Here is a 24,431-nt window from a genome sequence, read left to right on the forward strand (position 1 = left end):
ATCCTGCCCGCCAGTGTGAAGCTGACATGTTTCGCAAGCGTGATGTGCACGGCGCGACAATTCGCTTGACGTGAAAGCGCGCCGGATCAATCTTCACTGTTAAGAAAAAAATACGACTGAGTGGAAACACCGGCAGTCGATCAATGCATGCGTCGATGGTGAAGCCTCGCTAAGCCGCGGCGGTCACGAACGGGGAACATCAAAATGGGGAACAAAGACATATGAGCACGATAACGACTGTCCTGGAGCCGCTTGCCGAAGGCAAATTGCACCGAAATATCGACTGGCGGGGCGCCTTCTGGGTGGCGAGCGGCGTGCCTGCCCTCGTCCTGTTCTCGATCGGCGGCATTGCCGGCACGACCGGCACGCTGGCCTTCGCGATCTGGATCTTCTCCATGATCATGGGCTTCCTGCAATCCTTCACCTATGCCGAAATCGCCGGCCTGTTTCCGAACAAGTCGGGCGGCGCGTCGATCTACGGCGCCACCGCATGGCTGCGCTATTCCAAGTTCATCGCGCCGCTGTCGGTGTGGTGCAACTGGTTCGCCTGGTCGCCGGTGCTGTCGCTCGGCTGCTCGATCGCCGCCGCCTATATCCTAAACGCGTTGGCGCCGGTGCCGCTGTTCACCGATGCCTCGCCCGAAGTCGTCGCCTATATCGCCGCGCATGCCGGGACGAGTGCCGCCGACGCCATCACCGCGGTGACCGCCGCGGCAACGCCGGTGATCCGCAACTGGACGCTCTACAGCCACACGCTGGGGCCGGTCTCGTTCACCCTCAACGCGACCTTCTTCATCGGTGCGGTGCTGATGCTGATCATCTTCGCCATCCAGCATCGCGGCATCCTCGGCACTGCCAACGTGCAGAAATATATCGGCCTGCTGGTCATCATCCCGATGCTGATCGTCGGCGTGGTGCCGATCGTCACCGGCCAGATCAACTGGGCGAATTTTTCGCCGCTGGTGCCGCTGGCGGCCGCCTATGCGCCCGAACCCGGCGCCTGGAACATTGCCGGCTGGACGCTGGTGCTTGGCGGCATGTTCATCGCCGCTTGGTCGACCTACGGTTTCGAGACCGCCGTCTGCTACACCTCGGAGTTCAAGAACCCGGGCACCGACACGTTCAAGGCGATCTTCTATTCCGGCCTTTTGTGCATGCTGCTGTTCATCCTGGTGCCGTTCACCTTCCAGGGCGTGCTTGGCCTCAACGGCATGCTGGCGACACCGATCGTCGACGGCTCCGGTGTCGCCGACGCGCTGGCCGGCATGGTCGGCGGCGGCGCACTGATCCACAGCCTCTTGGTGATGCTGATGATCCTGGCTCTGGTTCTGTGCATCATGACCGCCATGGCAGGCTCTTCGCGCACGCTCTACCAGGGCTCGGTCGATGGCTGGCTGCCGCGCTATCTCAGCCATGTCAACGAACATGGCGCGCCGACGCGGGCAATGTGGACCGATCTCGTCTTCAACCTGATCGTGCTGGCCATCGCCTCTGCCGACGCGACGAGCTTCTTCTTCATCCTCGCCGTATCGAACTGCGGCTATATCATCTTCAACTTCCTCAACCTCAACGCCGGCTGGATCCACCGCATCGACAACGGCCATATCGCCCGGCCCTGGAAAGCACCGAGCTGGTTGCTCGGCGTCGGCGCGATCTTCGCCTATGTCAACATGATCTTCATGGGCGCCGGCGCCAAGGTGTGGAACCCGATGGCGCTGTGGGCCGGCCTGATCACCGCGGCCCTGATCATCCCGGTGTTCTGCTTCCGCCACTATATCCAGGACAAGGGCAAGTTCCCCGACCACATGCTGGCCGATCTCGGCATGACGGGGGCCGACCTCTCGGTCAAAAAGGCGGGCATGCTGCCTTATCTGACGCTGGTCGCCGGCGTGGTGGTGATGCTGCTCGCCAACTGGTTCTTCGTCATCTGACCTCGTAAAAGTGAAAAGGATCGGGCGCGCATAGGCGCCCCCCCTGCCTTTAGACTGGCGTGATCGATCTATTCGGCGGCCAGCGCCAGTTGCGGCTTTTCGGCTTCCTGGCTCAGTTCCAGATCGTCCGTCCGCCCCTCCGCCCCGCGCTTCTTCGGCTCCCGGCCGAAGAACAGGGCGTAACCGGCCGGCAGGACCAGGATGGTCAGCACCGTGGCAACGAGGATGCCGCCCATCATGGCGTAGGCGAGCGGACCCCAGAAGACGCCGCGCGAGATCGGGATCAGCGCCAGCACCGCCGTCAGCGCCGTCAGCGTGATCGGCCGGAAACGGCGAACGGCCGAACCGATGATCGCCTCGTAGCGGTCCATGCCCGCGGCGATGTCCTGGTCGATCTGGTCGACCAGGATGATCGAGTTGCGCATAATGATGCCGAGCAGCGCGATGACGCCGAGAATGGCGACGAAGCCGAACGGCGCGCCGCTGATCAAGAGTGCCGCGGCAGCACCGATAATGCCAAGCGGACCGGTCGCCAGCACCAGCATCGCCTTGCCGAAGTTCTGCAGCTGGATCATCAAAAGCACGACGATGACGGCCAGCATGATCGGCGCCTTGGCGGCGATCGAAGCTTGGCTTTCCGCCGAATCCTCCGCACCGCCCTGGATCTCGACCTTGTAGCCGGGCGCCAATCCGTCACGCAGGCCCTGCATATCCTTGTACAGTTTGGTGACGACGTCATTGGACTGCACGCCGTCGGGCAGCGTTGCCCGCACACTGATGGTCGGCAGACGGTCGCGGCGCCACTCGATGCCTTGCTCCAGCACCGGCACCACCTTGGCAACCTGCGACAGCGGCACGAAGCCACCGAAGTCGGTCGGGATATAGACCGAGTCGACCGAGGACAGCAGGCTGCGGCTGGCATCCGGCTCGCGGGCGACGATGGACACCGTCTCCTCGCCGTCGCGGAAGTCGTCGAGCGGCGCGCCGGACATCGCCGCCTGCAGCATCTGGCGGATGCGCTGCGAGGTGACGCCGAGTGCGCGGGCACGATCCTGGTCGATGACCAGCTTCATCGCCGGAACCGGCTCCAGCCAGTCATCATGCACGGCGCCAAGCAGCGGATCCTCGCGGAACTTCGCCTTCACCTGGTCGGCGATGCGGCGCACCTCCTGGCGATCCGGCCCCATGACGCGCATCTGCACCGGCCAGCCGGTCGGCGGGCCGAGGAACAGACGATCGACTTTGGCACGGATGGATGGGAAGTCTTGCGCCAGGACGGTGCGCAACTTGACGATCAGCCGTTCGCGGGCCGGTTCGTCATTGGCCATGACGAGCAGCTGGGCGAAGTTGGGATTGCTCAGTTGCTGGTCGAGCGGCAGGAAGAAGCGTGGCGCGCCTTCGCCGATATAGGTGGCGATGAAACGCTTGTCCTTGTCGTCCATCATCTTGGTTTCGAGCGCCTTGGCCTGCGCCTCGACTTCCTTGATGCTGGTGCCTTCCGGCAGCCAAAGGTCGACAAGGATTTCCGGCCGCGACGATTGCGGGAAGAAGTTCTGCGGAATGAACTGGAAAGCCCACAGGCTGGTGCCGAAGGTGACCAGCGTCATCACCAGGACGATGATGCGATAGCGCACGGCCCAGCTGACGGTAGCACGAAGCCGGCGGTAGAAACGTGTGTCGAAGACATCGTGATGGCCGCCGGCATGCTTGCGCTGCTTGAGGATCATGTTGCCGAGCCATGGCGTGAAATAGACCGCGACGAACCAGGAGACGATCAGCGCGATGCCGACGACATAGAACAGGGTGCGGACATATTCGCCGGCGGTTGAGGCCGCGAAGCCGACCGGAATGAAGCCGGCCGTGGTGATCAGCGTGCCGGTCAGCATCGGGAAGGCGGTCGAGGAATAGGCGAAGCTCGCCGCCTCGACCTTGACCATCCCCTCCTCCAGCTTGCGCTCCATCATCTCGACGACGATCATCGCGTCATCCACCAGAAGACCGAGCGCGATGATCAGCGCGCCGAGCGAGATGCGCTGCAGGTCGATGCCGAGTTCGTACATGATGGCGAAGGTCGCAGCCAGCACCAGCGGGATGGCGATGGCGATGACCAGGCCGGAACGCCAGCCTATCGACAGGAACGAGACGACGAGCACGATCAGCAGCGCTTCGCCAAGCGCATGCATGAACTCGGCCACCGCATCGGTGACGACGCCCGGCTGGTCGGAGATCTGGTCGACCGCAACGCCGTAGGGCAGCGCCTCTTCGAAGCGCTTGTAGGTGGCCTCGACATCCTTGCCGACGTCGGTAACCTTGAAGCCCTTGGCCATGACGACGCCCAACTGCACGCTGTCGTGACCGTTGAAGCGGTATTTGCGCTGGAACGGATCTTCCAGCCCCGAGGTCACCGTGGCGATGTCGCCCAGCCTTGTGACCTGGCCGCCGGCGCGCAGGCGCAGGTTCCGGATATCCTCGACCTTGCCGACGTCGCCCTCGACGGAGATGCGTACCGAGTTGGTGCCGGTATCGACGGAGCCGGCCGGGTCGACATTGTTCTGTCCCTTGATCGCACTCTGCAGATCGGTCAGCGTCAGGCCGCGTTCGGCCAGGGCCTTGGAGGAGACGTCGATATAGAGCTTTTCCGGCTGGTCGCCGATGATGACGGCCTTCTCGACGCCGGGCGTCGTCAAAAGCATGTCGCGCGCCTGGATGGCGAACTTCTTCAGTTCGGGATAGCTGAAGCCGTCGCCGCTGATCGAATGCAGCGTGATGAAGGTGTCGCCGAACTCGTCGTTGAAATAGGGGCCGAGCAGACCTTGCGGCAAGTCACCGGCGATGTCACCGACCTTCTTGCGCACCTGGTAGAAGGCGTCGGTCACCTCGGCGGTGTTGGTGTCGCCCTTGATCTGCACAGTGATGATGGCGCTGCCGGCGCGGGTGAAGGAGCGCACGAAATCGAGATGCGGCGTTTCCTGCAGCTTGCGTTCGATCTTGTTGACGACTTGGTCTTCCATCTCCTTGATCGAGGAGCCCGGCCAGATCGCCTGGACGACCATGATCCGGAAGGTGAAATCGGGATCTTCCTTCTGGCCCATGCGCATCAGGCCGAGCGCGCCGGAAATGATGATCAGGCCGAACAGGAACCGCGCAATGGCGGGATGGCCGATTGCCCAGCGCGACAGGTTGAAGGGCCGCTTCTCTTCCGTGGAATTGGTCATCGACGCTGGTCCATCTATCTAGCGCAACAAAATCGAGGGTTCGTAGTGGCTTCCGGGCGGCAAGGCTCTCCGAGAGGAGAAACGCTCATCGCGGTGGGACGCGAAATCGATGTGGGGGTTACATCAATCGAGCGTCTCGGTCGGGCGCCTGCCGCCCGGAAACCAGCGACTGCGGGAACGCGCAGCCGGTTGTCTGTCGTCAGCGCACCTGCTTGGCGTCGCCGTCTGCCGCGGATGCCGATTGCAGCGCCGCATCACCGGCGAGCTTCACCTTCAGGTTTTCGGTCATGAATTGCGTGCCGGCGGCGACCACGACATCGCCGGGTTTCAAACCCTCTGCGACACGCACGCCATCGGCGGCGAACTCGGCAACCTTGATCGGACGGGCATGAACGGTGTCGGCGCCACGATCGACGGTCCAGACGATCGATTGGGTGCCTTGCTCGGCCAGTGCGCTCAGCGGAATCGAGACCAGCTGCCGCTCATTGGCCGCCGAGGCTTCGATGCTGGCGGTCATGCCGAGCAGCACACGCGGATCGTTGGGCAGGCTGACGCGGACGGCAAAGGTGCGTGACTGCGGATCGGCGCTGCCGGCGACTTCGCGGACCTTGCCATCGAGCGCCAGCGCATCGTCGGACCAGAAGCCCGCCTTGACGGCCTTGCCCGGCTTGAATTCGGCGATTTCCATTTCGGGAACGGCGATCAGCACTTCCTTTTCGCCGTCGACAGCGACAGTAACAACCGGCGTGCCGGAACCGACCACCTGGCCGACGTCGGCGCTGACCGTGGTGACGATGCCATCCCTGTCGGCCTTGAGATCGGTATAACCGACCTGGTTCTTCGCCTGAGCAAGTGTCGAAAGGGCGGAATCACGCGTGGCGACCGCTTGGTCATAGGTCAAGGTCGCCTGTTCGAGTTGTGATTTCGGGGCAAAATTCTTGGCAAAAAGCTGCTCGGCACGCTTGCGGGCAAGCTCCACGGTCTCGACCTGCCGCTCGGCGGCATCGAGCGCTGCCTGCGCGCTCTTGACCGAGAGGTCGTAGTCAATGGGATCGATGCGGGCGAGCACATCGCCCGAGGCCACATGCTGGCCGATATCGACGAGGCGCTCGGTGATCTTGCCATTGACGCGGAACGCCAGAGCGCTCTCGGTGCGGGCCCGCACCGACCCGGAATAGGAGAGCATGCGGGTGTCATGCACCTTCGCGATCTCGACAACCTTGACCGGACGGATGATATCCTTGACTTCGGCTTTTTCCTGGCTGCAGCCGGCAAGCCCGAGAGTGGCGGTGACAAGCAGCACCGGGCCCACAGCCGGCAGCCTGCTGATGATTGAACTGAACGAAGACACGCGCGTACTCCCGAAATGGAGATGAATCGTTGAACCGGCGCCCGGCGGGCGGCAGCTACTTCAAAGCCTTGATTGCATAATCGATGAGGTCGTCAGGCATTGCCCGGTTGGTCTTGGCAAGGCATTGCGCCACCATCTGCGGATGACACAGGATGACGGTCGCGGCGCCGAAACAGCGAGACGCGATCACCGGATCCTGTTTTCTGAACTCACCGGCCTCGATGCCGTCACGAATGATTTCCGCAAACAGGTCGTGAATGCTGTCGACATGCTTGTCGATCACACCCCAATCCCGTTCGAGGGCGACGATGACCATCTCGTGGACCTTTTGGTCGTCGAGCATGACCTCCATCGTCATCTTGTATTGCGCATGCACGTAACGCCGGAGCCGCTCCTCGGCGCTGATCGGCAGGCGCGAAATCTCGTAGGCCATCTTGTAGCTGGCACCGAGCATCCGGCCGCAGACGGCCTGGTGGATTTCGACCTTGGAGGCGAAGAAACGATAGATGTTGGCCGGCGACATGCCGAGCTCACGCGCGATGTCGGCGACATTGGTCTTGCCGTAGCCATAGTGCCGGAACAAGCGCTCGGCGCAATCGAGAATGCGCGTTACATTTTCCTGTCGGGCGGCTTCGGCGACTATGGTGGCGGCTTCGGACATGATCCTCTGTCAATTTACGAGTGACGAATTTCGATTTTCGTCACTCGTAAATTGAAAAGAGCGGCCTGTCAACGCGGATTCGATGTACGCGTACGAATGGTGACAGATGGTGACAGGGAGAAGGTGGAATCGACGATCGCTATTAGCGGCTGGCCCTGATGAATTCGTCATCCTAGGGCGAAGCAAGGAGCGAAGCGACGCGGCGCAGACCCTAGGATCCATGCCGCGACGTCTGCTGAAGAGTGTGGCGGATCAAGAAGTTACGCTGGTAAGCGCGCCCTGTCATCCTCGACGTTGGAGCATGGCTGAGAGGTCACGGCATGGATCCTAGGGTTTCCGCGACGTCGCTTCGCGACTGCTCCACCCTAGGATGACGAAGTCAGGTCCTTTGCCATCTCGCGCAACCGGAATTTCTGGATCTTGCCGGTCGAGGTCTTCGGGATTTCGGCGAAGATGACCGCCTTCGGCACCTTGAACCGGGCAAGCAGCGCGCGGCAGTGATCGATGATCTCGGCTTCGGTCGCGATCTTGCCGGGCTTCAGCTCGACATAGGCGACAGGCACCTCGCCCCATTTGTCGTCGGGCCTGGCGACGACGCCGCAAGAGGCAACCGACGGGTGCTTGTAGAGCGCGTCCTCGACCTCGATAGAGGAAATGTTCTCACCACCGGAGATGATGATGTCCTTGGAGCGGTCCTTGAGCTGGATGTAGCCATCGGGGTGCATGACGCCGAGATCGCCGGAATGGAACCAGCCGCCGGCGAAGGCTTCGTCGCTCGCCTTGCGGTTTTTCAGGTAGCCCTTCATGACGATGTTGCCGCGGAACATGACCTCGCCGATGGTCTCACCATCGGCCGGTGTCGTCCGCATCGTCTCGGGGTCCATGACCGTCAGGCCTTCGAGCGCTGCATAGCGCACGCCCTGCCGCGCCTTCCTGGCGCTGCGCTCACCCTTTTCGAGATCGTCCCAGGCGCCATGCCATTCGTTGACCACCGCCGGGCCATAGGTCTCGGTCAGGCCGTAGAGATGGGTGACGGCAAAGCCGGCATCCGCCATGCCGGACAGCACGGCTTCCGGTGGCGGAGCTGCCGCGGTGTTGAAGGTGACCGTTTGCGGGAATTCGCGCTTGTCCTCGTCTCTGGCATTGATCAGCACCGACATGACGACCGGGGCGCCGCAGAGATGGGTGACGCCGCGATCGGCAATCGCATCGTAGATCGGCTTCGGCCGCACCCAGCGCAGGCAGACATGGGTGCCGGCCTGAACAGCAAGCGTCCAGGGAAAGCACCAGCCATTGCAGTGGAACATCGGCAGCGTCCAGAGATAGACCGCGTGCTTGGCCATGCCGGCATGAATGGTGTTGGTGTAGGCCATCAGCGCGGCACCGCGATGGTGGTAGACGACGCCCTTCGGATTGCCTGTCGTTCCGGAAGTGTAGTTGAGCGAGATGGCGTCCCACTCGTCGTCGGGCATCGACCAGGCGAAATCCTCGGCGCCGCCTGCAACAAACGCCTCATAGTCCAGCGTGCCAACCCGCTCGCCCTTCGGATACGGCGCGTCATCGGCGTATTCGGGATCGTCATAGTCGATGACCAGCGGCTTGACCTTGGTCAGTTCCAGGGCCTGCTTGACGACACTGGAGAATTCGCGGTCGACGATCAGCACCTTGGTCTCGGCATGATCGAGCTGGAAGGCGACGACCGCGGCATCGAGGCGAGTGTTGAGCGAATGCAGCACCGCTTTGGTCATCGGCACTCCGAAATGCGCCTCCAGCATCGGCGGCGTGTTTGACAGCATGACGGTGACCGTGTCGCCCTTGCCGATGCCGCGCCTGTCGAGCGCCGAGGCAAGCTTCAACGACCGCTGCCAGAAAGTGCGATAGTCGATACGCTGGTGGCCGTGAATGATGGCGAGATGGTCGGGATAGGTCTTGGCCGCGCGCTCCAGATAGGTGAGCGGTGTCAGCGGTTGATGGTTGGCCGCGTTCTTGTCGAGATCCTGTTCGTAAGGACTGCCCATCCCATGCTCCCCGCGATTTTCTTTCAGACGTTCTAATCACAGGCTCGGGCCGCGTCACCACAAACGATGCCACGACAGAGCGCATTCGGCGCAATGATGAACCAGATTCGGCGTAAGCGGGAGTATCGCATACCTCCTGCCCAGTTTGACTTTTGTCGAGAGCCGTGAATAATGTCAGCCGAGGAGACGGCATGGCGATCCGACCGGCAGAACAACTCATCCACAAGGCCGCCTGGCTCTACTATGCCCATGGCCTGCGGCAGGACCAGGTGGCGAGCCAACTTAACATTTCCCGTGCCTCGGTCGCCATGTACCTGCGCAAGGCACGCGAGACCGGCATCGTCAACATCTCGACTTCGACCCAGCTTTTCACCGACGACGTGCTGGCGCGCAAGCTTGAGGATGCGTTGAGCCTCGACGCCGTCTGGATCGCACCGGAGAATGATCATATTGCCGACCCGTCGACGGAAATCGCCGTGCTGGCGGCGAGTGTCTTTCTCGAACTGGTCAAGAAGGGCGACCGCATCGGCGTTGCCTGGGGCCGAACCGTCTACATGATCGCCGACGTCATGTCCTATGCCGATCTGCAGGACGTCACTGTGGTGCAGCTCTGCGGCAATCTCGGCGCACCCTATTCCTATCGGCCCGACCAATGCACCATGGAGATCGCGCGGCGGCTCAACGCCAAGGGGCTCAATTTCTACGCGCCGCTGGTGCTGTCGACGGAAGAACTCGCGCGGGCGCTGCGTGCCGAGCCGGTGATCCGGGAACAATTGTCGGGTGTCAGCGAATGCGACCTGGCATTATACTCGGTCGGCGCGGTCGACGCCGACAGCCATCTGGTCAAATGCGGCGCGCTGACGCCCAGTGAAATGGCGGATCTGCGCAGCCAAGGCGCTGCCGGCGTGATTGCCGGGCAGATCATAGACGCCGAAGGCAAGGTGCTCGACTGCAGTTATAACAGGCGGGTGATCTCCGCCGAGCTTGCCTCGCTGCGCGCCATCGACAGGCGGTTGGTGGTGGTGCAGGAGGACAGCAAGTTCGAACCGCTGCTCGCGGCGATCGCCGGCGGCCTTTGCACGCATCTGGTGGTCGGCGCGCACATGGCGCAGCGGCTCCTGGATCATGCGGCTGCCACGACAGAAAAGACCTCCTAGGAAATCCCCTCTCCGTCGCCGGCGCATTGTCATCAAAGCGTCGCGGCATTCCTGTTTCACCAACAAAGACAGCAACCGGACGAAGCGAACATGAAGAACTTGTGGAATGACGAAGCAGCCGAAAAACTCGTCGCAGACTATGCGAAAAAGGGTATCGGCCGCGACCTGGCGCTGCGCGTCTACACGACCCGGCTGCTCGGCGGCGAACCACGGCTGGTCCTGCATGGCGGCGGCAACACTTCCTGCAAGACGACGGCAACCGACCTCGTCGGCGACCAGTGGGACGTGCTGTGCGTCAAGGGCAGCGGCTGGGATATGGGCGTCATCGAGCCGCAGGGCCTGCCGGCGGTCAAGCTCAAGCCGCTGCTCAAGGCGCGCGCGCTGAACAGGCTGGCCGACGAGGACATGGTTGCCCTGCAACGCGTCAACCTCATCGACCCGTCCTCGCCCAACCCGTCGGTCGAGACGCTGCTGCATGCCTTCCTGCCGCACAAATTCGTCGACCACACGCACTCGACCGCCATCCTCGCCATCGTCGACCAGGAGGACTCCAAGCCGCTGGTGAAGACGGTTTTCGGCAGCAAGATGGGTTACGTGCCTTATATCATGCCCGGCTTCGACCTCGCCAAGGCGGCGGCCGACATCTTCGATGCCGACCCTGATGTCGAAGGGTTGATCCTCGACAAGCACGGCATCTTCACCTTCGGCGACGACGCCAAACAGGCCTACGACCGGATGATCCACTATGTGAATGTCGCCGAGGACTTCATTGCCGCAAGCGGCAAGCCGAAGGCGGCAAAGGCAGCCTTGCCGGCAAAGCTCGCGACACCGGCGTCCATTGCGCCGATGCTGCGCGGAGCGGTGGCGGTAGCGCGCGGCGAAGGCCGCTTCGACCGCATGATCTCTGACTTCCGCACTTCGCCGGCAATCGTCGATTTCATCAATTCATCCGAGATTGCCGATTATGCCGGACGCGGCGTGTCGACACCCGATCTGTCGATCCGCATCAAGACCGGGCCGATGGCGCTGCCGGCGCCCGATGCGGACAAGGCCGGCGACTACAAGGCGGTGATCAAGAGCCATGTCGACGCGTTCGCCAACGATTATCGCGCCTATTTCGAAACCAATGATTCGCTCGACGACGTCAAGCGCACCATGCTCGACCAGATGCCGCGGCTGACGCTGGTGCCCGGCCTCGGCATGTTCGGCCACGGCCGCACGCTGAAGGACGCGAAGATCGCCTCGGATGTCGGCGAGATGTGGATCGAGGCGGTGCGCGGCGCCGAGGCGGTCGGCCGTTTCCACCCGCTCTCCAAGGCCGATCTGTTCCCGCTGGAATACTGGTCGCTGGAACAGGCCAAGCTCGCCTCCAACAAGCCGAAGCCACTGACTGGCCAGGTGGTGCTGATCACCGGCGGCGCCGGCGCGATCGGCGCAGCGACAGCCAAATTGTTCGCCGACAATGGCGCCCATGCCGTCGTCGTCGATCTCGACGCCGAAAAGGCTGCCGACGCGGCGAAGAAGGCCGGCAACAATTCGATCGGCGTCGCAGCCGACATCACCGACCCGGCGCAGGTGCGTGCCGCCTTCGACAGAGCCGTCGCCGTGTTCGGCGGTGTCGACATCCTGGTTTCCAATGCAGGGGCGGCCTGGGAAGGCCGCATCGGTGAGCTCGACGACGCACTCCTGCGCAAGAGTTTCGAGCTCAATTTCTTTGCCCATCAGTCGGTGGCGCAGAATGCCGTGCGCATCTTGCTCGAACAGGGCACCGGCGGCGTACTTTTGTTCAACACCTCCAAACAGGCGGTCAACCCCGGCCCGAAGTTCGGCGCCTATGGCGTGCCGAAAGCAGCGACGCTGTTCCTGTCCCGGCAATACGCGCTCGACTATGGCGCGCATGGCATCCGCTCGAACGCCGTCAACGCCGACCGCATCCGCTCGGGGCTTCTGACCGACGCCATGATTGCCAGCCGTTCGGGCGCGCGCGGCGTGTCGGAGAAGGACTACATGTCCGGCAATCTGCTCGGCCAGGAAGTGACGGCGCAGGACGTGGCGCAGGCCTTCCTGCATCATGCACTGGCCGACCGGACCACCGCCGATGTGACGACGGTCGATGGTGGCAATATCGCGGCAGCCCTGCGCTGACGTAGAGATCCGTCCAGACGAAAAGGTGCGGTGCAACTCCGAAACTTGAGCCTGTTGGCCGGAAACGCGCTGGAGAAAGGGCGGTTGGGAACTTTCGACCCGACCGGCCATTGAGATCGAGCAAGGTCAAGCAGCCAAATTGTTACGTTCTCGAGGAGTTCCCTCATGCCAGCCGATGACTGGTCCCTGCCCGAACGCTTCATTTTTTCGGGTCACCCGATCGCATGGGGAACGATCGGCGACGGCCCGCCGGTGGTCTTGCTTCATGGTACCCCGTTCTCGTCGGTGGAATGGCGGCGGATTGCAGCTTGGCTCGGGCAACGGCGCCGGATCTACTATTTCGACATGCTCGGCTACGGGCAATCCGCCAAGCCCGACGCGGACGTGTCGCGCGGTATTCAAAACCAGCTGTTCGCGGCGCTCTACGCTCACTGGGAGCTGGAGCGGCCCGACATTGTGGCGCATGACTTCGGCGGCTCCGTCGCGTTGCGTGGCCACCTGCTGAACGGGCTCGATTATCGCTCTCTGGTGCTGATCGATCCGGTCGCGATCAGCCCTCAGGGATCGCCCTTGATTCAAGCGGCAAAAGAAAACGAGAAAGCGTTTGCCAGTCTGCCGGCCTATATCCATGAAGCCATGCTTCGCGCCTATATCGGCGGCGCTGTCGCGAACGCATTGCGCGCGGACGAAATGCAGCTCTATCTGCAGCCATGGCTTGGAGACGAGGGACAAAAGGCCTTTTGGCGTCAGATCGCACAGATGGACGACAAGTACAGTCGAGAGGTCGAGTGGCGATACGACGAGATACGTTGCCCTGTGACGATCCTGTGGGGTGAAGACGACGAGTGGATTCCGCTCGACGACGGGCGAGAACTCGCGCGTCGCATCTCCGGTGCGCCGTTCATCACGGTTCCAAATGCCAAACATCTCGTTCAGGAAGACGCGCCAGAGGCAATAATCTCGACTGTGCTCGACTTCTGGAACGACCAACACCCTTCAGCCGCCGCCGCGAAACTAGTGCTACAGCAACTCTAGAATGTGTTTCCAGGCCCTGGTTCCCAGTCTTGGATCAGCCTCGTCACTGCCGCCATGCAGATGCGATGCCGAGTGTGGTGTGATTTCTCCCGGTAAGAGAATACGGTGCCCCGCATCCGGCGATGAAACGAGGCGGGTGACCTTGCCGGCTTTGCCGCGCCGCCGGACAATCTCTTCCGCAAACCATAGGGAGGGCCACAGCGCATCGTCGCCACCCGCGACAAGCACAATCTCGGCCGATATTTTTTCCACCGGGATGGTCGCGGCATTCGCTTCCCGCTTGAAGGTTTTCAAGCTGCCTTCGAACAACCCGCTGTAAGACACCAGACCATCCACCTGCTTGGGTGCCCAATCCGGATCTGTCGGCACGAATGGCAGGGGGATACCGTCGAGCGATCATGAGGACCGCTCAGGCCAGCTGACGCCATCCCGGCCCGCACCGATATTTCCCCAAACTACCGATGACGGGCTGATAGCGACCACAGCGTTGATGCGCTGGTCATGGACGGCCGCAAGGAGTGATGCCTCGGCACCCTTGGATGTGCCGACATAGACGATGCGGCGGCATCCCGTTCCAATGAGATAGTCGGTTGCCGCAAAGAAGGTTTCGAGGGGAATTTCGCATATTCCGGGAGCCTGGCCCTCACCGCCGAACCATTGCAGGGCAAGGGCCGACGAACCCTGGTTTGCAAAGAGCCGTGCGCGCCCGACATCGACGCGGCCACTCGATCCACCCAGCACCACCACGCCGGTGGTAGCGTGCGGGCATCGAAACAATGTTCCAGCGACGGCGCCGGACAGGTTTTTCTCGATTGCCGCCTGTGCTTCCATTTACGCACCGAACCTTGGCCCGGAACCTGCGAGCCGGCTGCAAATATTCGGCAAAAGGCCGCCTGCAGCAAGCGGCTGCAGGCGGCCTTCGCGCGAAAGTTACTTGGCGTTCGGGTTCGGCATCCAGGCCGGCATCGCGACATCGGCGTGGGCGAACTGCGGCAGCTTGGCCGACAGGTCCTCCATGTTCTTGATGTCCTTGTCGATGAGGTCCTTCTGGGTGATCAGCGTCGGCGGCACGACGACGTTGTGGCCGGGATCTTCGCCGGCCAGCAGCTGCGCCAGCGCACGCACCGAGACCTGGCCGACGACGGCCGGATTGGTCGCGGCGGTCGCTGCCCAGGCGCTGTCGGGCTCACGCATCGCAGCGATGTCGGACGTCGAGATATCGGCCGAATAGATCTTGATGCCCTTGTTCAAGCCTGCTTCATCGACAGCGATTTTCACGCCCTTGGCGAATTCGTCATAGGGAGCGAACATCACCTTGATGTCGGGATGCGCCGTCAGCACCGAACGCGCCTGGTTGGCGACGGAGTTGGCAATCGGATTGTCGAGCGTGCCGAACATCGCGACTTCCTTGATGCCGGCATACTTCTTCTTGACGTCGACCCAGGTCTCGTTGCGGCGGTCGAGCGGCGCGATGCCGGCGACATAGACATAGCCGGCATTCCAGCTTTCGCCATTGTCCTTGACCGCCTGCTCGAGCGCGAGGCGCGCCAGGTCGCGGTCGGACTGTTCGATCTGCGGGATCTTGGGATTTTCGACATTGACGTCGAACGCCACCACCTTGATGCCGGCGTCGACCGCACGCTGGGCGGCGTCCTTCATCGATTCCGTCAGGCCGTGCTGGATGATGATACCCTGCACGCCAAGCGCGATGGCCTGATCGACCATGTCGGACTGAAGGGCAGCATCCTGGCGGCTGTCGAGGACGCGCAGATCGATGCCGAGCGCCTTCGACTGTGCCTCGACGCCCGAGAGATAGGCCTGGAAGAAGTCACCGGTCGAGAGATAACGCACAAGCGCGATCTTGACGCCGGGCTTGTCGAAAGGCGCCGGCTTGTCCGCGGCAAAAGCCGGGACCTGCATCAGCATGGTTGCGCCGGCCAATCCGAGCGCCACCTTCCCCAGAAGTCTTCTTGTAATGCTCACTTTGTTTTCCTCCACTCTTGTTGAACTCGAAAAACCTGTTCCGGTCGAAAGCTACCTCCTGCCTCTGCCTGAAAGCGCAAAGGTGAAGACAAGGGCGACGACCAGAACCACGCCCTTGACGAAATCCTGCGTGTAGTAAGGCGCGTTCATCATCGTCAGGCCTTGCAGCAAGATACCGACGAACAGCGCACCGATGGCAGTGCCGAAGGCGTTCGGCTTGGCGGCACCTAGCACCGCGTAGCCGATCAGCGCCGCGGCGACCGCATCGAGCAGCAGATTATTACCCGAGGCGATGTCGCCGCGTCCAAGCCGGGCAGCGAGCAAAATACCGCCGATCGAGGCAAAAACTCCTGAAATAACGTAGGCCCAGATCTTGTATGCCTTGACAGGCGCACCGGCCAGTTCGGCGGCGCGCTCATTGCTGCCCACGGCATACATCATGCGGCCGAAGCGGGTGTATTCGAGAAAGAACCAGATCAGCACGGCGAGCACGAGCAGCACGACTACCGACACCGGAATGAGGTTCGGGATGAAGAAGTCGAAGCGGTGGCGGCCGAGCGCCAGGAAGGCGTCGGAGAATTTGCCGTTGGCGACCGAACCGTCGGGCATGGTCATGCCGGTGGCGATCGAGCGGCCTTCTGTCGGAATGCGCTGCAGGCCGACCAGCAGGAACATCATGCCGAGCGTCGCCAGCAGATCGGGCACGCGCATGTAGACGATCAACCAGCCATTGATCAGGCCGACAATGGCGCCGATGAGCAGGCAGACGACGACCGCGACAAGGGCGTTCTGCTCCAGCACCACCATGACATAGGCCGCCGCCATCATGGCTGAGGTGGCGACCGAGCCGATCGACAGATCAAAGCCGCCGACGACCAGCGTGGCGGTGACGCCGAGCGCCAGCACGCCGGTGATGGCGACCGACTGGAAGATGAAAACGGCACTTTGCGGCGAAACGAAACCGTCGGCGGCGTTCGAGAAATAGGCGACGAGCCCGAACAAGAGCACGATGAACCCGTAGCGGATGGCGTGGTCGCGCAATGTCATCCGGCGCTCCCGCGCGCTGCTGCCGTCTTTACCCAATCCGAACCCATGCTCTCTCCATTCCAATTCCTATCGCCCGCGCTCAGGCGGCACTGTGCAGCGGTCCGCCGGCGACCTCGGCCAGCAGGCGATCGAGATCGACATCGGCATTGCGGTGTTCGCCGACGATGGTCTGTTCCGACATGACCAGGATGCGATCGGCGGTCTCCAGCGCCTCGTCGAGTTCGGTGACGAACAGCAGCGTGGCGCGTCCGTTTGCACTGGCCCTGAGCTTGGCGGCAATGTCGCGCCGGGCCGAGATATCGACGCCCTGAAACGGCTCATCCAGAATGAACAGTCTTGCCTCCTGCGCCATCCAGCGGGCGACCATCACCTTCTGCTGGTTGCCGCCGGACAGCTCCGACATCTCGTCCTTCTCGGAACGGCAGACGATGCTCAGCTCCTCGATCTGCCGGCGTGCCGTGGTGCGTTCGAGGCGGCGCCTCAGGATGCCGAAGCGCGACATGCGCTTGTGAAACGGCAGGCTGATATTTTCCTGGATGTTGAAGCCTTGGACGATGCCATTCTCGCCGCGGTCCTTGGCGACGAGGAACACTCCGGCGGCGATCGCCTCGCCGGCTGTTTCAGGCGCATAAGGCCTGCCGTTCAGTGTCATTGTACCGGCGAGCGGCTGGCGCACGCCAAACAGCGTCTCGGCAAGCGCCGTCTTGCCGACGCCGACGAGGCCGGTGATGGCAACGACCTCGCCGTCGCCGAGCGTCAGCGAAATCGGCCGAGCGCCGTGTGCAATGCGCAGACCTTCTATCTTGAGGACGGCCTTGGCCGAATTCCTGACGACGATCTGCTCGAGATGGATCTTGCGGCCGAGCATGGCGTTGACCGCGCCTTCATAGTCGAGCGGCTTCTTGTCGAAAATGCCTGAGATGATCCCGTCACGCATCGAGACGATGCGATCGGCCAACCGCCTGATGTCCGACATGCGATGCGAGATGTAGAGGATCGCCACGCCCTGCTCGCGCAGCCTGTCGATCAGCGCGAACAGCCGGTCGGCCTCGGCGCTGGACAGCGATGAGGTCGGCTCGTCGAGGATCAGCACTTTCGGCTTGTGCGCCAGCGCGCGGGCAATCGCCACCATCTGGCGATCGGCCAGCGAAAGATCGCTCACCCGCGCCTTCAAATCGATGGTCAGCCCCATGCGGTCGGCAACCGCCTTGGCCTCCCGCCGCACGCGCATTGGATTGAACAGGGTCGGCGCACCGCTGCCGCTCAGTCGGTCGAGGGTCAGGTTGGTGGCGACGTCGAGATCGGCGACGACACCGTCGTTGATATTCTGGTGCACGGTGACGACGCCGGCGCGGATCGCTTCGGCCGGGGTTTTCGGTGCGAAATCCTGGTCGGCGAGCGCCATCGTGCCGCCGCCGCGTTCGTAGACACCGGAGATGATCTTGACGAGGGTGGATTTGCCGGCGCCGTTGGCGCCCATCAGCACGGTGACTTCGCCGGCATGCAATTCGACCGAGACGCCGCCAAGCACCTCGTTATGGCCAAAGGATTTCCTCAGTCCCTCTACGCGGAACACGGCATTACCGACCATGCGTTCCTCCCTGACATGACGCTATGGGCTGCATCGGCAATTGTCAACACGATTGACAATTGCCAGATCGCTTCCTAGCTTGGCCCAGCCGCCATGCGTCCGTTATGTTCGGAGCGCATAAGCGGGAGGATGACGATGACTGAAAAATTGCCGTTCGAAGCACTATCGGTCGAAACCCTGGCTGCACGCCTTGGCGGCAACGAGGCGCTGTGCGCGAAGATCGGCAAGGACACTGGCGCCTGGAAGGTCCGCGAGGTCGGCGACGGTAATCTCAACCTGGTGTTCATTGCCGAGGGCGCCAATGGTGCAGCCGTCGTCAAGCAGGCCCTGCCCTATGTTCGCCTGGTCGGCGACAGCTGGCCGCTGCCGTTGAAGCGCTCCTTCTTCGAATATCACGCGCTGACCAGGCAAGAGGCGCGCGCGCCAGGCTCGGTGCCGGCGATCCATTATTTCGATGAAGGCCAGGCGCTGATCATCATGGAATATCTTGCGCCGCCGCACATCATCCTGCGCCGCGCCCTGATCGACGGCCGCCAGCTGCCGAACATTGCCCGGGACATCGGCCTGTTCATGGCCCGCACGCTGTTTCGCGGCTCCGACCTGCACATGGCCGCCAAGGACCGCAAGGCCGATCTGGCGCTGTTCGCCGACAATGTCGAGCTCTGCGACATCACCGAAAGCCTGGTGTTTTCCGACCCCTATTTCGACGCCAAGATGAACCGGCACACCTCGCCGCAGCTCGACGGCCTGGTCGCCGAACTGCGCGCCGACCGTGACCTGAAGGTCGAGGCGCAGCGGCTGAAGCACATCTTCGCCGCCAATGCCGAAACGCTGCTGCATGGCGATCTGCATTCCGGCTCGATCATGGTCACCGACACCGAAACCCGGATGATCGATCCGGAGTTTGCCTTCTACGGCCCGATGGCCTTCGATGTCGGCATGCTGCTCGCCAATTTCTGGATGTCCTTCTTCTCGCAGCGCGGCCACGAGCAGGAGGGAAAGCGTGACGCCATGCGCGCCTATCTGCTCGGGGTGACGACCGAGACCTGGGCGGTGTTCCGCGCCGAGTTCTCGCATCTATGGCGGACCGAACGCACCGGCATGCTCTACCAGAGGAGCCTGTTCGAGGATCAGGGCGACAGGCTCGGTGCCGAGCAGGCGCTCGACCATGTTCTGCACCAGATGTGGACCGATTTGCTCGGCTTTGCCGGCATCGAGGTGCACAGGCGCATCCTCGGCCTCGCCCACAATGCCGATTTCGAGACCATTGCCGATGAGGATTTGCGCGCCAGTTGTGAGGCAAAGGCGCTGAAATTCGGCCGTCACCTCGCCGTCAACCGGCGCCAGATCCACAGCATCGACGAGGTCAACCAACTGGCCACGCTGATCGAACAGGAGAGCAGCCTTTGAACGTCGGCGACCGCCACTATCGCACCATCTGGCTGAGCGACGACGGCCGTTCGGTCGATATCATCGACCAGCGCTGGCTGCCGCATGATTTCCGCATCGAAACGATCGGCACGGTCGACGGCATCGCCACCGCCATCCGCGACATGTGGGTACGCGGCGCGCCGCTGATCGGCGTCACCGCTGCCTACGGCGTCGCCATGCAGATGGCCGACGATCCGTCGGATGCAGCGCTCGACGCCGTGTGGGAGACCCTGCACGAGACACGGCCGACGGCGATCAATCTGCGCTGGGCGCTGGACGAGATGCGGCGCTTCCTGCGGCCTTTGCCTCCCGAACAACGCGCGGCAGCCGCCTATCGGCGGGCCAGTGAGATCGCCGACGAGGATGTCGGCCTCAACCGCGCCATCGGCGAGAACGGTCTCGCCATCATCAAGGCGATCGCTGCGCGCAAGCAGAAGGGCGAGCCGGTCAACATCCTGACCCACTGCAATGCCGGCTGGCTGGCCACCGTCGACTACGGCACCGCCACGGCGCCGATCTACCTGGCCACGGAAGCCGGCATTCCGGTCCACGTCTATGTCGACGAGACACGGCCGCGCAACCAGGGCGCCCAGCTGACCGCCTGGGAGATGGCCGGCCACGGCGTGCCGCACACGCTGATCGTCGACAATGCCGGCGGCCATCTGATGCAGCGCGGCGAGATCGACATGGTCATCGTCGGCACCGACCGCACCACGGCCGACGGCGATGTCTGCAACAAGATCGGCACCTATCTGAAGGCACTCGCCGCCGCCGACAATGATGTGCCGTTCTATGTCGCGCTGCCGTCGCCGACCATCGACTGGACGGTGCATGACGGACTGGCCGAGATCCCGATCGAGCAGCGCTCGGCCGACGAGGTCTCGCTGGTCTGGGGCAAGACCGCTGCCGGCGAGATTGCCCAGGTGCGCATTTCGCCGGAGACGACGCCTGCGGCCAACCCGGCCTTCGACGTGACGCCGGCGCGGCTGGTCACCGGCCTGATCACCGAGCGCGGCGTTGCCAAGGCATCGCGCGAGGGATTGAAGGCGATGTTCCCCGAGCGGGCGTAGCCACGTCCCTAGTACAGAGGCTCGGCCATATGCTTCGGCGTCGGCCATGTCTCGGTAATGCCCGGCTGCACCGGCCGCTCCAGATAGGTCGATAAAACCACATAGCTGCGCGTCGAGGTGACGCCCGGCGTTTCGTACAGGCGCGCCAGAAGGCCTTCGAGTGCTCTGGTGTCTTCCGTGCGGACCTTCAGCAGCATGCAGGTATCGCCGGCGACGGTATGGATCTCCTCGACCTCGGGATATTGCGAGACCGCCATCAGTTCCGGCGTCTTTCCCCAGCCCCTGGTGTCGATATGGACAAAGGCAAGCAAAGGCTTTTTCACCGCCCGGGGATCGATGATGGCGACCGTGTTGCGGATGGCGCCGCTGCGACGGAGCCGTTTGACCCGCTCATGCGCTGCGGGTGGCGACAAGCCGACGCGATCGCCGAGTTCGGCGTAGCTGATCGTGGCGTCATCGACCAGGACGCCTAATATTCTTCGGTCAATCGCGTCGAGGTCGCGGGCCGTAGCCTTGTTCTGCGGAATACCATCTGTTTCTTCATCCATGGCGAAATTCCTGGTTCTCCACTGAATAGAATACGGCCATTATGCTGATATGTCGAACATTGATCAAGTTGCGCCATTGACTGCCCGAGCCCCGATCCCGGCGCTTGCCTATCTCTTGACGGGCTGCATCGCCGTCATCGGTTCGAACTCGCTAGTGCTGGGTCCGATCGCACCGGCTGTCGCCTCGTCGTTCAGAACCAGCGTGCCTGCCGTGATGATTGCGGCGGCCGCGTTCGGCCTCGGCACCTCGGCCAGCGCCCTGTTCCTGGCCCGCTACATCGACCGGCTCGGCGCACGCCGGATGCTGCAGGGCGCACTGTTGCTGCTGGCACTAGCGCTGGTGGCGAGTGCCGCCGCACCCACGGTGATCATGCTGGTCTCCGCACAGCTGCTGGCCGGCATCGCTGCCGGCATCGCCATGCCCGCGATCTATGCCAGCGCGGCGGCCATCGCCCCACCGGGCAGGGAGAGCGGCACGATCGGCGTCGTGCTGACCGGATGGACGCTCAGCATGGTCGCCGGCGTCTCGCTGTCGGCCGTGCTTGCCGATCTTGTGCATTGGCGCGCCGTTTTCGCAGCGGTCGCGGTGCTTGCGACCCTTGCATGGATGGGGCTGACAGTGACGTCGCTTAGCGACATCAGGAAGGCCGGACCGGCGCCCGCCCCGCTGGAAGCGCTCGGCATTCCCGGAATCCTGCCGCTGCTGGTCGCGTGCGCGGCCTTCATGACTTCGTTCTACGGCGTCTATGGCTATCTCGGCGACCATCTTCATGTCGGGCTTGGACAGCCGGTTAGCGCCAATGGGCTGGCGGCGCTTGCCTATGGTGTAGGCTTCGGCACCGCTGCTCTTCTTGACGGCGTCATCGACAGACTGGGTGCGCGGCGCGTCATGCCATTCGCCTATCTTCTGGTCGCCGTCGTCTACGTCGCCATGGCTGCGGCAAGCGGCAGTTTCGGGCTGACCTTGACCATGGTGGCAATCTGGGGACTGGCCAATCATTTCGGCCTGAATGTCCTGGTGATGCGCCTGTCTGCACTCGATCCGTCGCGGCGCGGCACGATCATGGGCCTGAACAGCGCGGTGACCTATCTGGCGGTTTTCGTCGGCACCACCAGCTTCGGGCCGCTTTATTCCAACTTCGGCTTTGCTGCCTGCGCGATGGTTGCAGCGCTGCTCATGCTGATCGCCGCATCGGCGGCGGCGTGGCGCACGCGGTAGTCGACGTGCTTGGCCCAACCTTCCCACGGTTGACAGCAGCGCCCTGCCCTTTCATACAAAGCCGTTAATGTTCTCAGGGCGGGGTGAAAGTCCCCACCGGCGGTAAGGGTTTTACCCAAGCCCGCGAGCGCCCTCCGATGGTCGGAGGGGTCAGCAGATCCGGTGTGATTCCGGAGCCGACGGTTACAGTCCGGATGGAAGAGAACGAAACGCAAAACGGACCGCCCCGGCGGGCCGGATTGCGTATCGTGCGTCCTGATTCTGGTTCGAAACGGAAGGATGGACCCATGAATCAGCATTCCCACAAAGACTATGAAACGACCCGCATCGCCGTTATCAGGGCGCGCTGGCATGCCGATATCGTCGACCAGTGCGTACAGGCCTTCGAGGCGGAACTGGCTAACATCGGAGGCGAGCGCTTCACCGTCGATGTCTTCGACGTGCCGGGCGCCTATGAGATTCCGCTGCATGCCAAGACCCTGGCCGGAACCGGCCGCTATGCCGCGATCCTCGGTACCGCCTTCGTCGTCAATGGCGGCATCTACCGGCATGAGTTCGTCGCCAGCGCGGTGATCGACGGCATGATGAACGTGCAGCTGTCGACCGGTGTACCGGTGCTGTCGGCGGTTCTCACGCCGCTCAACTACCATGACAGCGCCGAGCACCACCGCTTCTTCTTCGAGCACTTCACGGTCAAGGGCAAGGAAGCGGCGAACGCCTGCGTGCAACTCCTGGCGGCGCGGGAGTTGATCGCGGCTTAAGTCACCAAAACGGCCGGATTTCAACCCTGCAACAAGAATTGCGATCGAGAAGAGCTCTGAAGGTTGCGGTTCCGTTGAAATCCCGCCAGAAGCATCAAGGGCCGACCGGCAACCGGCCGGCCCGCGACGTTGCGCTTGAAACCAGATACGGGAGACTATTGGGTGGCTCGCATAACACTGAGACAATTGCTCGACCACGCTGCCGAATACGGCTACGGCGTGCCCGCTTTCAACATGAACAACATGGAACAGGGCCTTGCCATCATGGAGGCCGCCGAGGAGACCAAGTCACCGGTCATCCTGCAGGCAAGCCGCGGCGCCCGCGCCTATGCCAATGACGTGGTGCTGGCCAAGCTGATCGACGCGCTGGTCGAAATCCACCCCGACATTCCGGTCTGCATGCATCTCGACCATGGCAACAACGAAGCCACCTGCGTCACCGCTATACAGTACGGCTTCACCTCGGTCATGATGGACGGGTCGCTGAAGGAAGACGGCAAGACGCCGGCCGACTACGCCTACAATTCCGGCATCACCAAGCGCGTCGTCGACATGGCGCATTGGGGCGGCGTGTCCGTGGAAGGCGAGATTGGCGTGCTCGGCTCGCTGGAGAGCGGCGGCGGCGAGCAGGAAGACGGCCACGGCGTCGAAGGCGCGATCAGCCACGACCAGCTTTTGACCGATCCCGAACAAGCGGTCGAGTTCGTCAAGGACACCCATGTCGATGCGCTGGCGGTTGCCATGGGCACCAGCCATGGTGCCTACAAATTCTCGCGCAAGCCCGACGGCGCGGTGCTGGCCATGAACGTCATCGAGGAGATCCATCGCCGCCTGCCCAATATGCACCTGGTCATGCACGGCTCGTCCTCTGTGCCCGAGGACTTGCAGGAGATCATCAACAAGTATGGCGGCCAGATGAAGCCGACCTGGGGCGTGCCGGTCGAGGAAATCCAGCGCGGCATCAAGCACGGCGTGCGCAAGATCAACATCGACACCGACAACCGCATGGCGCTGACCGGCGCGATCCGCAAGGTGCTGACCGAGAACCCGAGCGAGTTCGATCCGCGCAAATATTTGACACCGGCCATGGCCGCCATGCGCAAGCTCTGCAAGGAGCGCTTCGAACAGTTCGGCACCGCCGGCAACGCGCAGAAGATCAAGCCGCTGCCGGTCGCCGAAATGGCCAAGCGCTATAAGTCGGGCAGCCTCGACCCGAAGTTCGGCTGAGTTCCAGCGATTTATCCCAGAGCTGCCAGAAGCAACCTGGC

The 24,431-nt window shown here is 62.8% G+C and carries 17 protein-coding genes, 1 pseudogene and 1 riboswitch; of the genes and pseudogenes, 9 read left to right on the forward strand and 9 right to left on the reverse strand.

Annotated features, from left to right (window positions below):
- Window positions 1-221: 221 nt before the first annotated feature.
- On the forward strand, window positions 222-1,931 hold the full coding sequence (locus NKI21_RS09565; RefSeq protein ID WP_352865372.1) for a trimethylamine N-oxide permease: 1,710 nt from the start codon (window positions 222-224) through the stop codon (window positions 1,929-1,931).
- 68 nt (window positions 1,932-1,999) lie between these two features.
- Here the strand turns inward: NKI21_RS09565 and NKI21_RS09570 are convergent, their stop codons facing one another.
- From NKI21_RS09570 to NKI21_RS09585, 4 genes are all read right to left on the reverse strand, one after another.
- Window positions 2,000-5,146 carry an efflux RND transporter permease subunit gene (locus tag NKI21_RS09570; RefSeq protein WP_352865375.1) on the reverse strand — a complete coding sequence of 1,049 codons (3,147 nt, stop codon included), beginning with the start codon at window positions 5,144-5,146 and terminating at the stop codon, window positions 2,000-2,002.
- Window positions 5,147-5,345: 199 nt separating this feature from the next.
- Window positions 5,346-6,497 (reverse strand): efflux RND transporter periplasmic adaptor subunit, encoded by a 1,152-nt coding sequence (locus NKI21_RS09575; RefSeq protein ID WP_352865378.1) that lies wholly within the window; start codon window positions 6,495-6,497, stop codon window positions 5,346-5,348.
- Window positions 6,498-6,552: 55 nt separating this feature from the next.
- Complete coding sequence (locus tag NKI21_RS09580; protein ID WP_023808749.1) at window positions 6,553-7,158, reverse strand: TetR/AcrR family transcriptional regulator; 606 nt, start codon at window positions 7,156-7,158, stop codon at window positions 6,553-6,555.
- A 365-nt stretch (window positions 7,159-7,523) separates the two neighbouring features.
- Complete coding sequence (locus tag NKI21_RS09585; protein ID WP_352865381.1) at window positions 7,524-9,176, reverse strand: acyl-CoA synthetase; 1,653 nt, start codon at window positions 9,174-9,176, stop codon at window positions 7,524-7,526.
- Between the two features lie 191 nt (window positions 9,177-9,367).
- Here NKI21_RS09585 and NKI21_RS09590 point away from each other — a divergent pair, with 191 nt between their 5' ends.
- From NKI21_RS09590 to NKI21_RS09600, 3 genes are all read left to right on the forward strand, one after another.
- Entirely contained in the window at window positions 9,368-10,333 is a 966-nt protein-coding gene (locus NKI21_RS09590) for a sugar-binding transcriptional regulator (RefSeq protein WP_352865384.1), read from the forward strand.
- 90 nt (window positions 10,334-10,423) lie between these two features.
- Window positions 10,424-12,478, forward strand: a complete 2,055-nt coding sequence (locus NKI21_RS09595) for a bifunctional aldolase/short-chain dehydrogenase (RefSeq protein ID WP_352865387.1) — start codon at window positions 10,424-10,426, stop codon at window positions 12,476-12,478.
- Between the two features lie 165 nt (window positions 12,479-12,643).
- Window positions 12,644-13,513, forward strand: coding sequence for an alpha/beta fold hydrolase (locus NKI21_RS09600; RefSeq protein WP_352865390.1), 870 nt, complete (start codon window positions 12,644-12,646; stop codon window positions 13,511-13,513).
- Here NKI21_RS09600 and NKI21_RS09605 read toward each other — a convergent pair.
- From NKI21_RS09605 to NKI21_RS09620, 4 genes and pseudogenes are all read right to left on the reverse strand, one after another.
- Window positions 13,499-14,344 (reverse strand): annotated as a pseudogene (locus NKI21_RS09605) (acyl-CoA thioester hydrolase/BAAT C-terminal domain-containing protein). The gene NKI21_RS09600 and the pseudogene NKI21_RS09605 sit on opposite strands and share 15 nt — an antisense overlap.
- 99 nt (window positions 14,345-14,443) lie before the next feature.
- The gene (locus tag NKI21_RS09610; RefSeq protein WP_023808755.1) at window positions 14,444-15,496 is read right to left on the reverse strand and encodes a substrate-binding domain-containing protein; all 1,053 of its coding nucleotides are present in this window, start codon (window positions 15,494-15,496) and stop codon (window positions 14,444-14,446) included.
- A 51-nt stretch (window positions 15,497-15,547) separates the two neighbouring features.
- On the reverse strand, window positions 15,548-16,543 hold the full coding sequence (locus NKI21_RS09615; RefSeq protein WP_352865393.1) for an ABC transporter permease: 996 nt from the start codon (window positions 16,541-16,543) through the stop codon (window positions 15,548-15,550).
- A 79-nt stretch (window positions 16,544-16,622) separates the two neighbouring features.
- A complete protein-coding gene (locus tag NKI21_RS09620; protein ID WP_352865396.1) occupies window positions 16,623-18,134 on the reverse strand; it encodes a sugar ABC transporter ATP-binding protein in 1,512 nt (503 codons plus the stop codon).
- Between the two features lie 135 nt (window positions 18,135-18,269).
- Between NKI21_RS09620 and mtnK the strand changes: the two genes are divergently transcribed.
- Both mtnK and mtnA read left to right on the forward strand, forming a co-directional pair.
- Window positions 18,270-19,544 (forward strand): S-methyl-5-thioribose kinase, encoded by a 1,275-nt coding sequence (gene mtnK, locus NKI21_RS09625; RefSeq protein ID WP_352609363.1) that lies wholly within the window; start codon window positions 18,270-18,272, stop codon window positions 19,542-19,544.
- The gene (gene mtnA, locus NKI21_RS09630; RefSeq protein ID WP_352609362.1) at window positions 19,541-20,635 is read left to right on the forward strand and encodes an S-methyl-5-thioribose-1-phosphate isomerase; all 1,095 of its coding nucleotides are present in this window, start codon (window positions 19,541-19,543) and stop codon (window positions 20,633-20,635) included. Before mtnK ends, mtnA begins: the two co-directional genes overlap by 4 nt.
- 8 nt (window positions 20,636-20,643) lie before the next feature.
- On the opposite strand, the gene NKI21_RS09635 is transcribed toward mtnA, so the two are convergent.
- Window positions 20,644-21,183 (reverse strand): Lrp/AsnC family transcriptional regulator, encoded by a 540-nt coding sequence (locus NKI21_RS09635; protein ID WP_023808760.1) that lies wholly within the window; start codon window positions 21,181-21,183, stop codon window positions 20,644-20,646.
- Window positions 21,184-21,232: 49 nt separating this feature from the next.
- Here NKI21_RS09635 and NKI21_RS09640 point away from each other — a divergent pair, with 49 nt between their 5' ends.
- From NKI21_RS09640 to fba, 3 genes are all read left to right on the forward strand, one after another.
- On the forward strand, window positions 21,233-22,402 hold the full coding sequence (locus tag NKI21_RS09640; RefSeq protein ID WP_352440046.1) for an MFS transporter: 1,170 nt from the start codon (window positions 21,233-21,235) through the stop codon (window positions 22,400-22,402).
- Between the two features lie 65 nt (window positions 22,403-22,467).
- Window positions 22,468-22,612, forward strand: a riboswitch (FMN riboswitch).
- Window positions 22,613-22,689: 77 nt separating this feature from the next.
- On the forward strand, window positions 22,690-23,163 hold the full coding sequence (locus tag NKI21_RS09645; protein ID WP_352440047.1) for a 6,7-dimethyl-8-ribityllumazine synthase: 474 nt from the start codon (window positions 22,690-22,692) through the stop codon (window positions 23,161-23,163).
- 162 nt (window positions 23,164-23,325) lie between these two features.
- Window positions 23,326-24,390, forward strand: coding sequence for a class II fructose-bisphosphate aldolase (gene fba, locus NKI21_RS09650; RefSeq protein ID WP_013532928.1), 1,065 nt, complete (start codon window positions 23,326-23,328; stop codon window positions 24,388-24,390).
- Window positions 24,391-24,431: the final 41 nt, after the last annotated feature.

Origin of the sequence: Mesorhizobium sp. M0715, assembly GCF_040320355.1 — a bacterium.
Taxonomy (GTDB): domain Bacteria; phylum Pseudomonadota; class Alphaproteobacteria; order Rhizobiales; family Rhizobiaceae; genus Mesorhizobium.

Bases quoted from the DNA above. Each gene is read 5' to 3' on its own strand.
- NKI21_RS09565 (WP_352865372.1), top strand. From the start codon at position 222: ATGAGCACGATAACGACTGTCCTGGAGCCGCTTGCCGAAGGCAAATTG.
- NKI21_RS09570 (WP_352865375.1), bottom strand. From the start codon at position 5,146: ATGACCAATTCCACGGAAGAGAAGCGGCCCTTCAACCTGTCGCGCTGG.
- NKI21_RS09580 (WP_023808749.1), bottom strand. From the start codon at position 7,158: ATGTCCGAAGCCGCCACCATAGTCGCCGAAGCCGCCCGACAGGAAAAT.
- NKI21_RS09585 (WP_352865381.1), bottom strand. From the start codon at position 9,176: ATGGGCAGTCCTTACGAACAGGATCTCGACAAGAACGCGGCCAACCAT.
- NKI21_RS09590 (WP_352865384.1), top strand. From the start codon at position 9,368: ATGGCGATCCGACCGGCAGAACAACTCATCCACAAGGCCGCCTGGCTC.
- NKI21_RS09595 (WP_352865387.1), top strand. From the start codon at position 10,424: ATGAAGAACTTGTGGAATGACGAAGCAGCCGAAAAACTCGTCGCAGAC.
- NKI21_RS09600 (WP_352865390.1), top strand. From the start codon at position 12,644: ATGCCAGCCGATGACTGGTCCCTGCCCGAACGCTTCATTTTTTCGGGT.
- NKI21_RS09615 (WP_352865393.1), bottom strand. From the start codon at position 16,543: ATGACATTGCGCGACCACGCCATCCGCTACGGGTTCATCGTGCTCTTG.
- NKI21_RS09620 (WP_352865396.1), bottom strand. From the start codon at position 18,134: ATGGTCGGTAATGCCGTGTTCCGCGTAGAGGGACTGAGGAAATCCTTT.
- mtnK (WP_352609363.1), top strand. From the start codon at position 18,270: ATGACTGAAAAATTGCCGTTCGAAGCACTATCGGTCGAAACCCTGGCT.
- NKI21_RS09635 (WP_023808760.1), bottom strand. From the start codon at position 21,183: ATGGATGAAGAAACAGATGGTATTCCGCAGAACAAGGCTACGGCCCGC.
- NKI21_RS09640 (WP_352440046.1), top strand. From the start codon at position 21,233: ATGTCGAACATTGATCAAGTTGCGCCATTGACTGCCCGAGCCCCGATC.
- NKI21_RS09645 (WP_352440047.1), top strand. From the start codon at position 22,690: ATGAATCAGCATTCCCACAAAGACTATGAAACGACCCGCATCGCCGTT.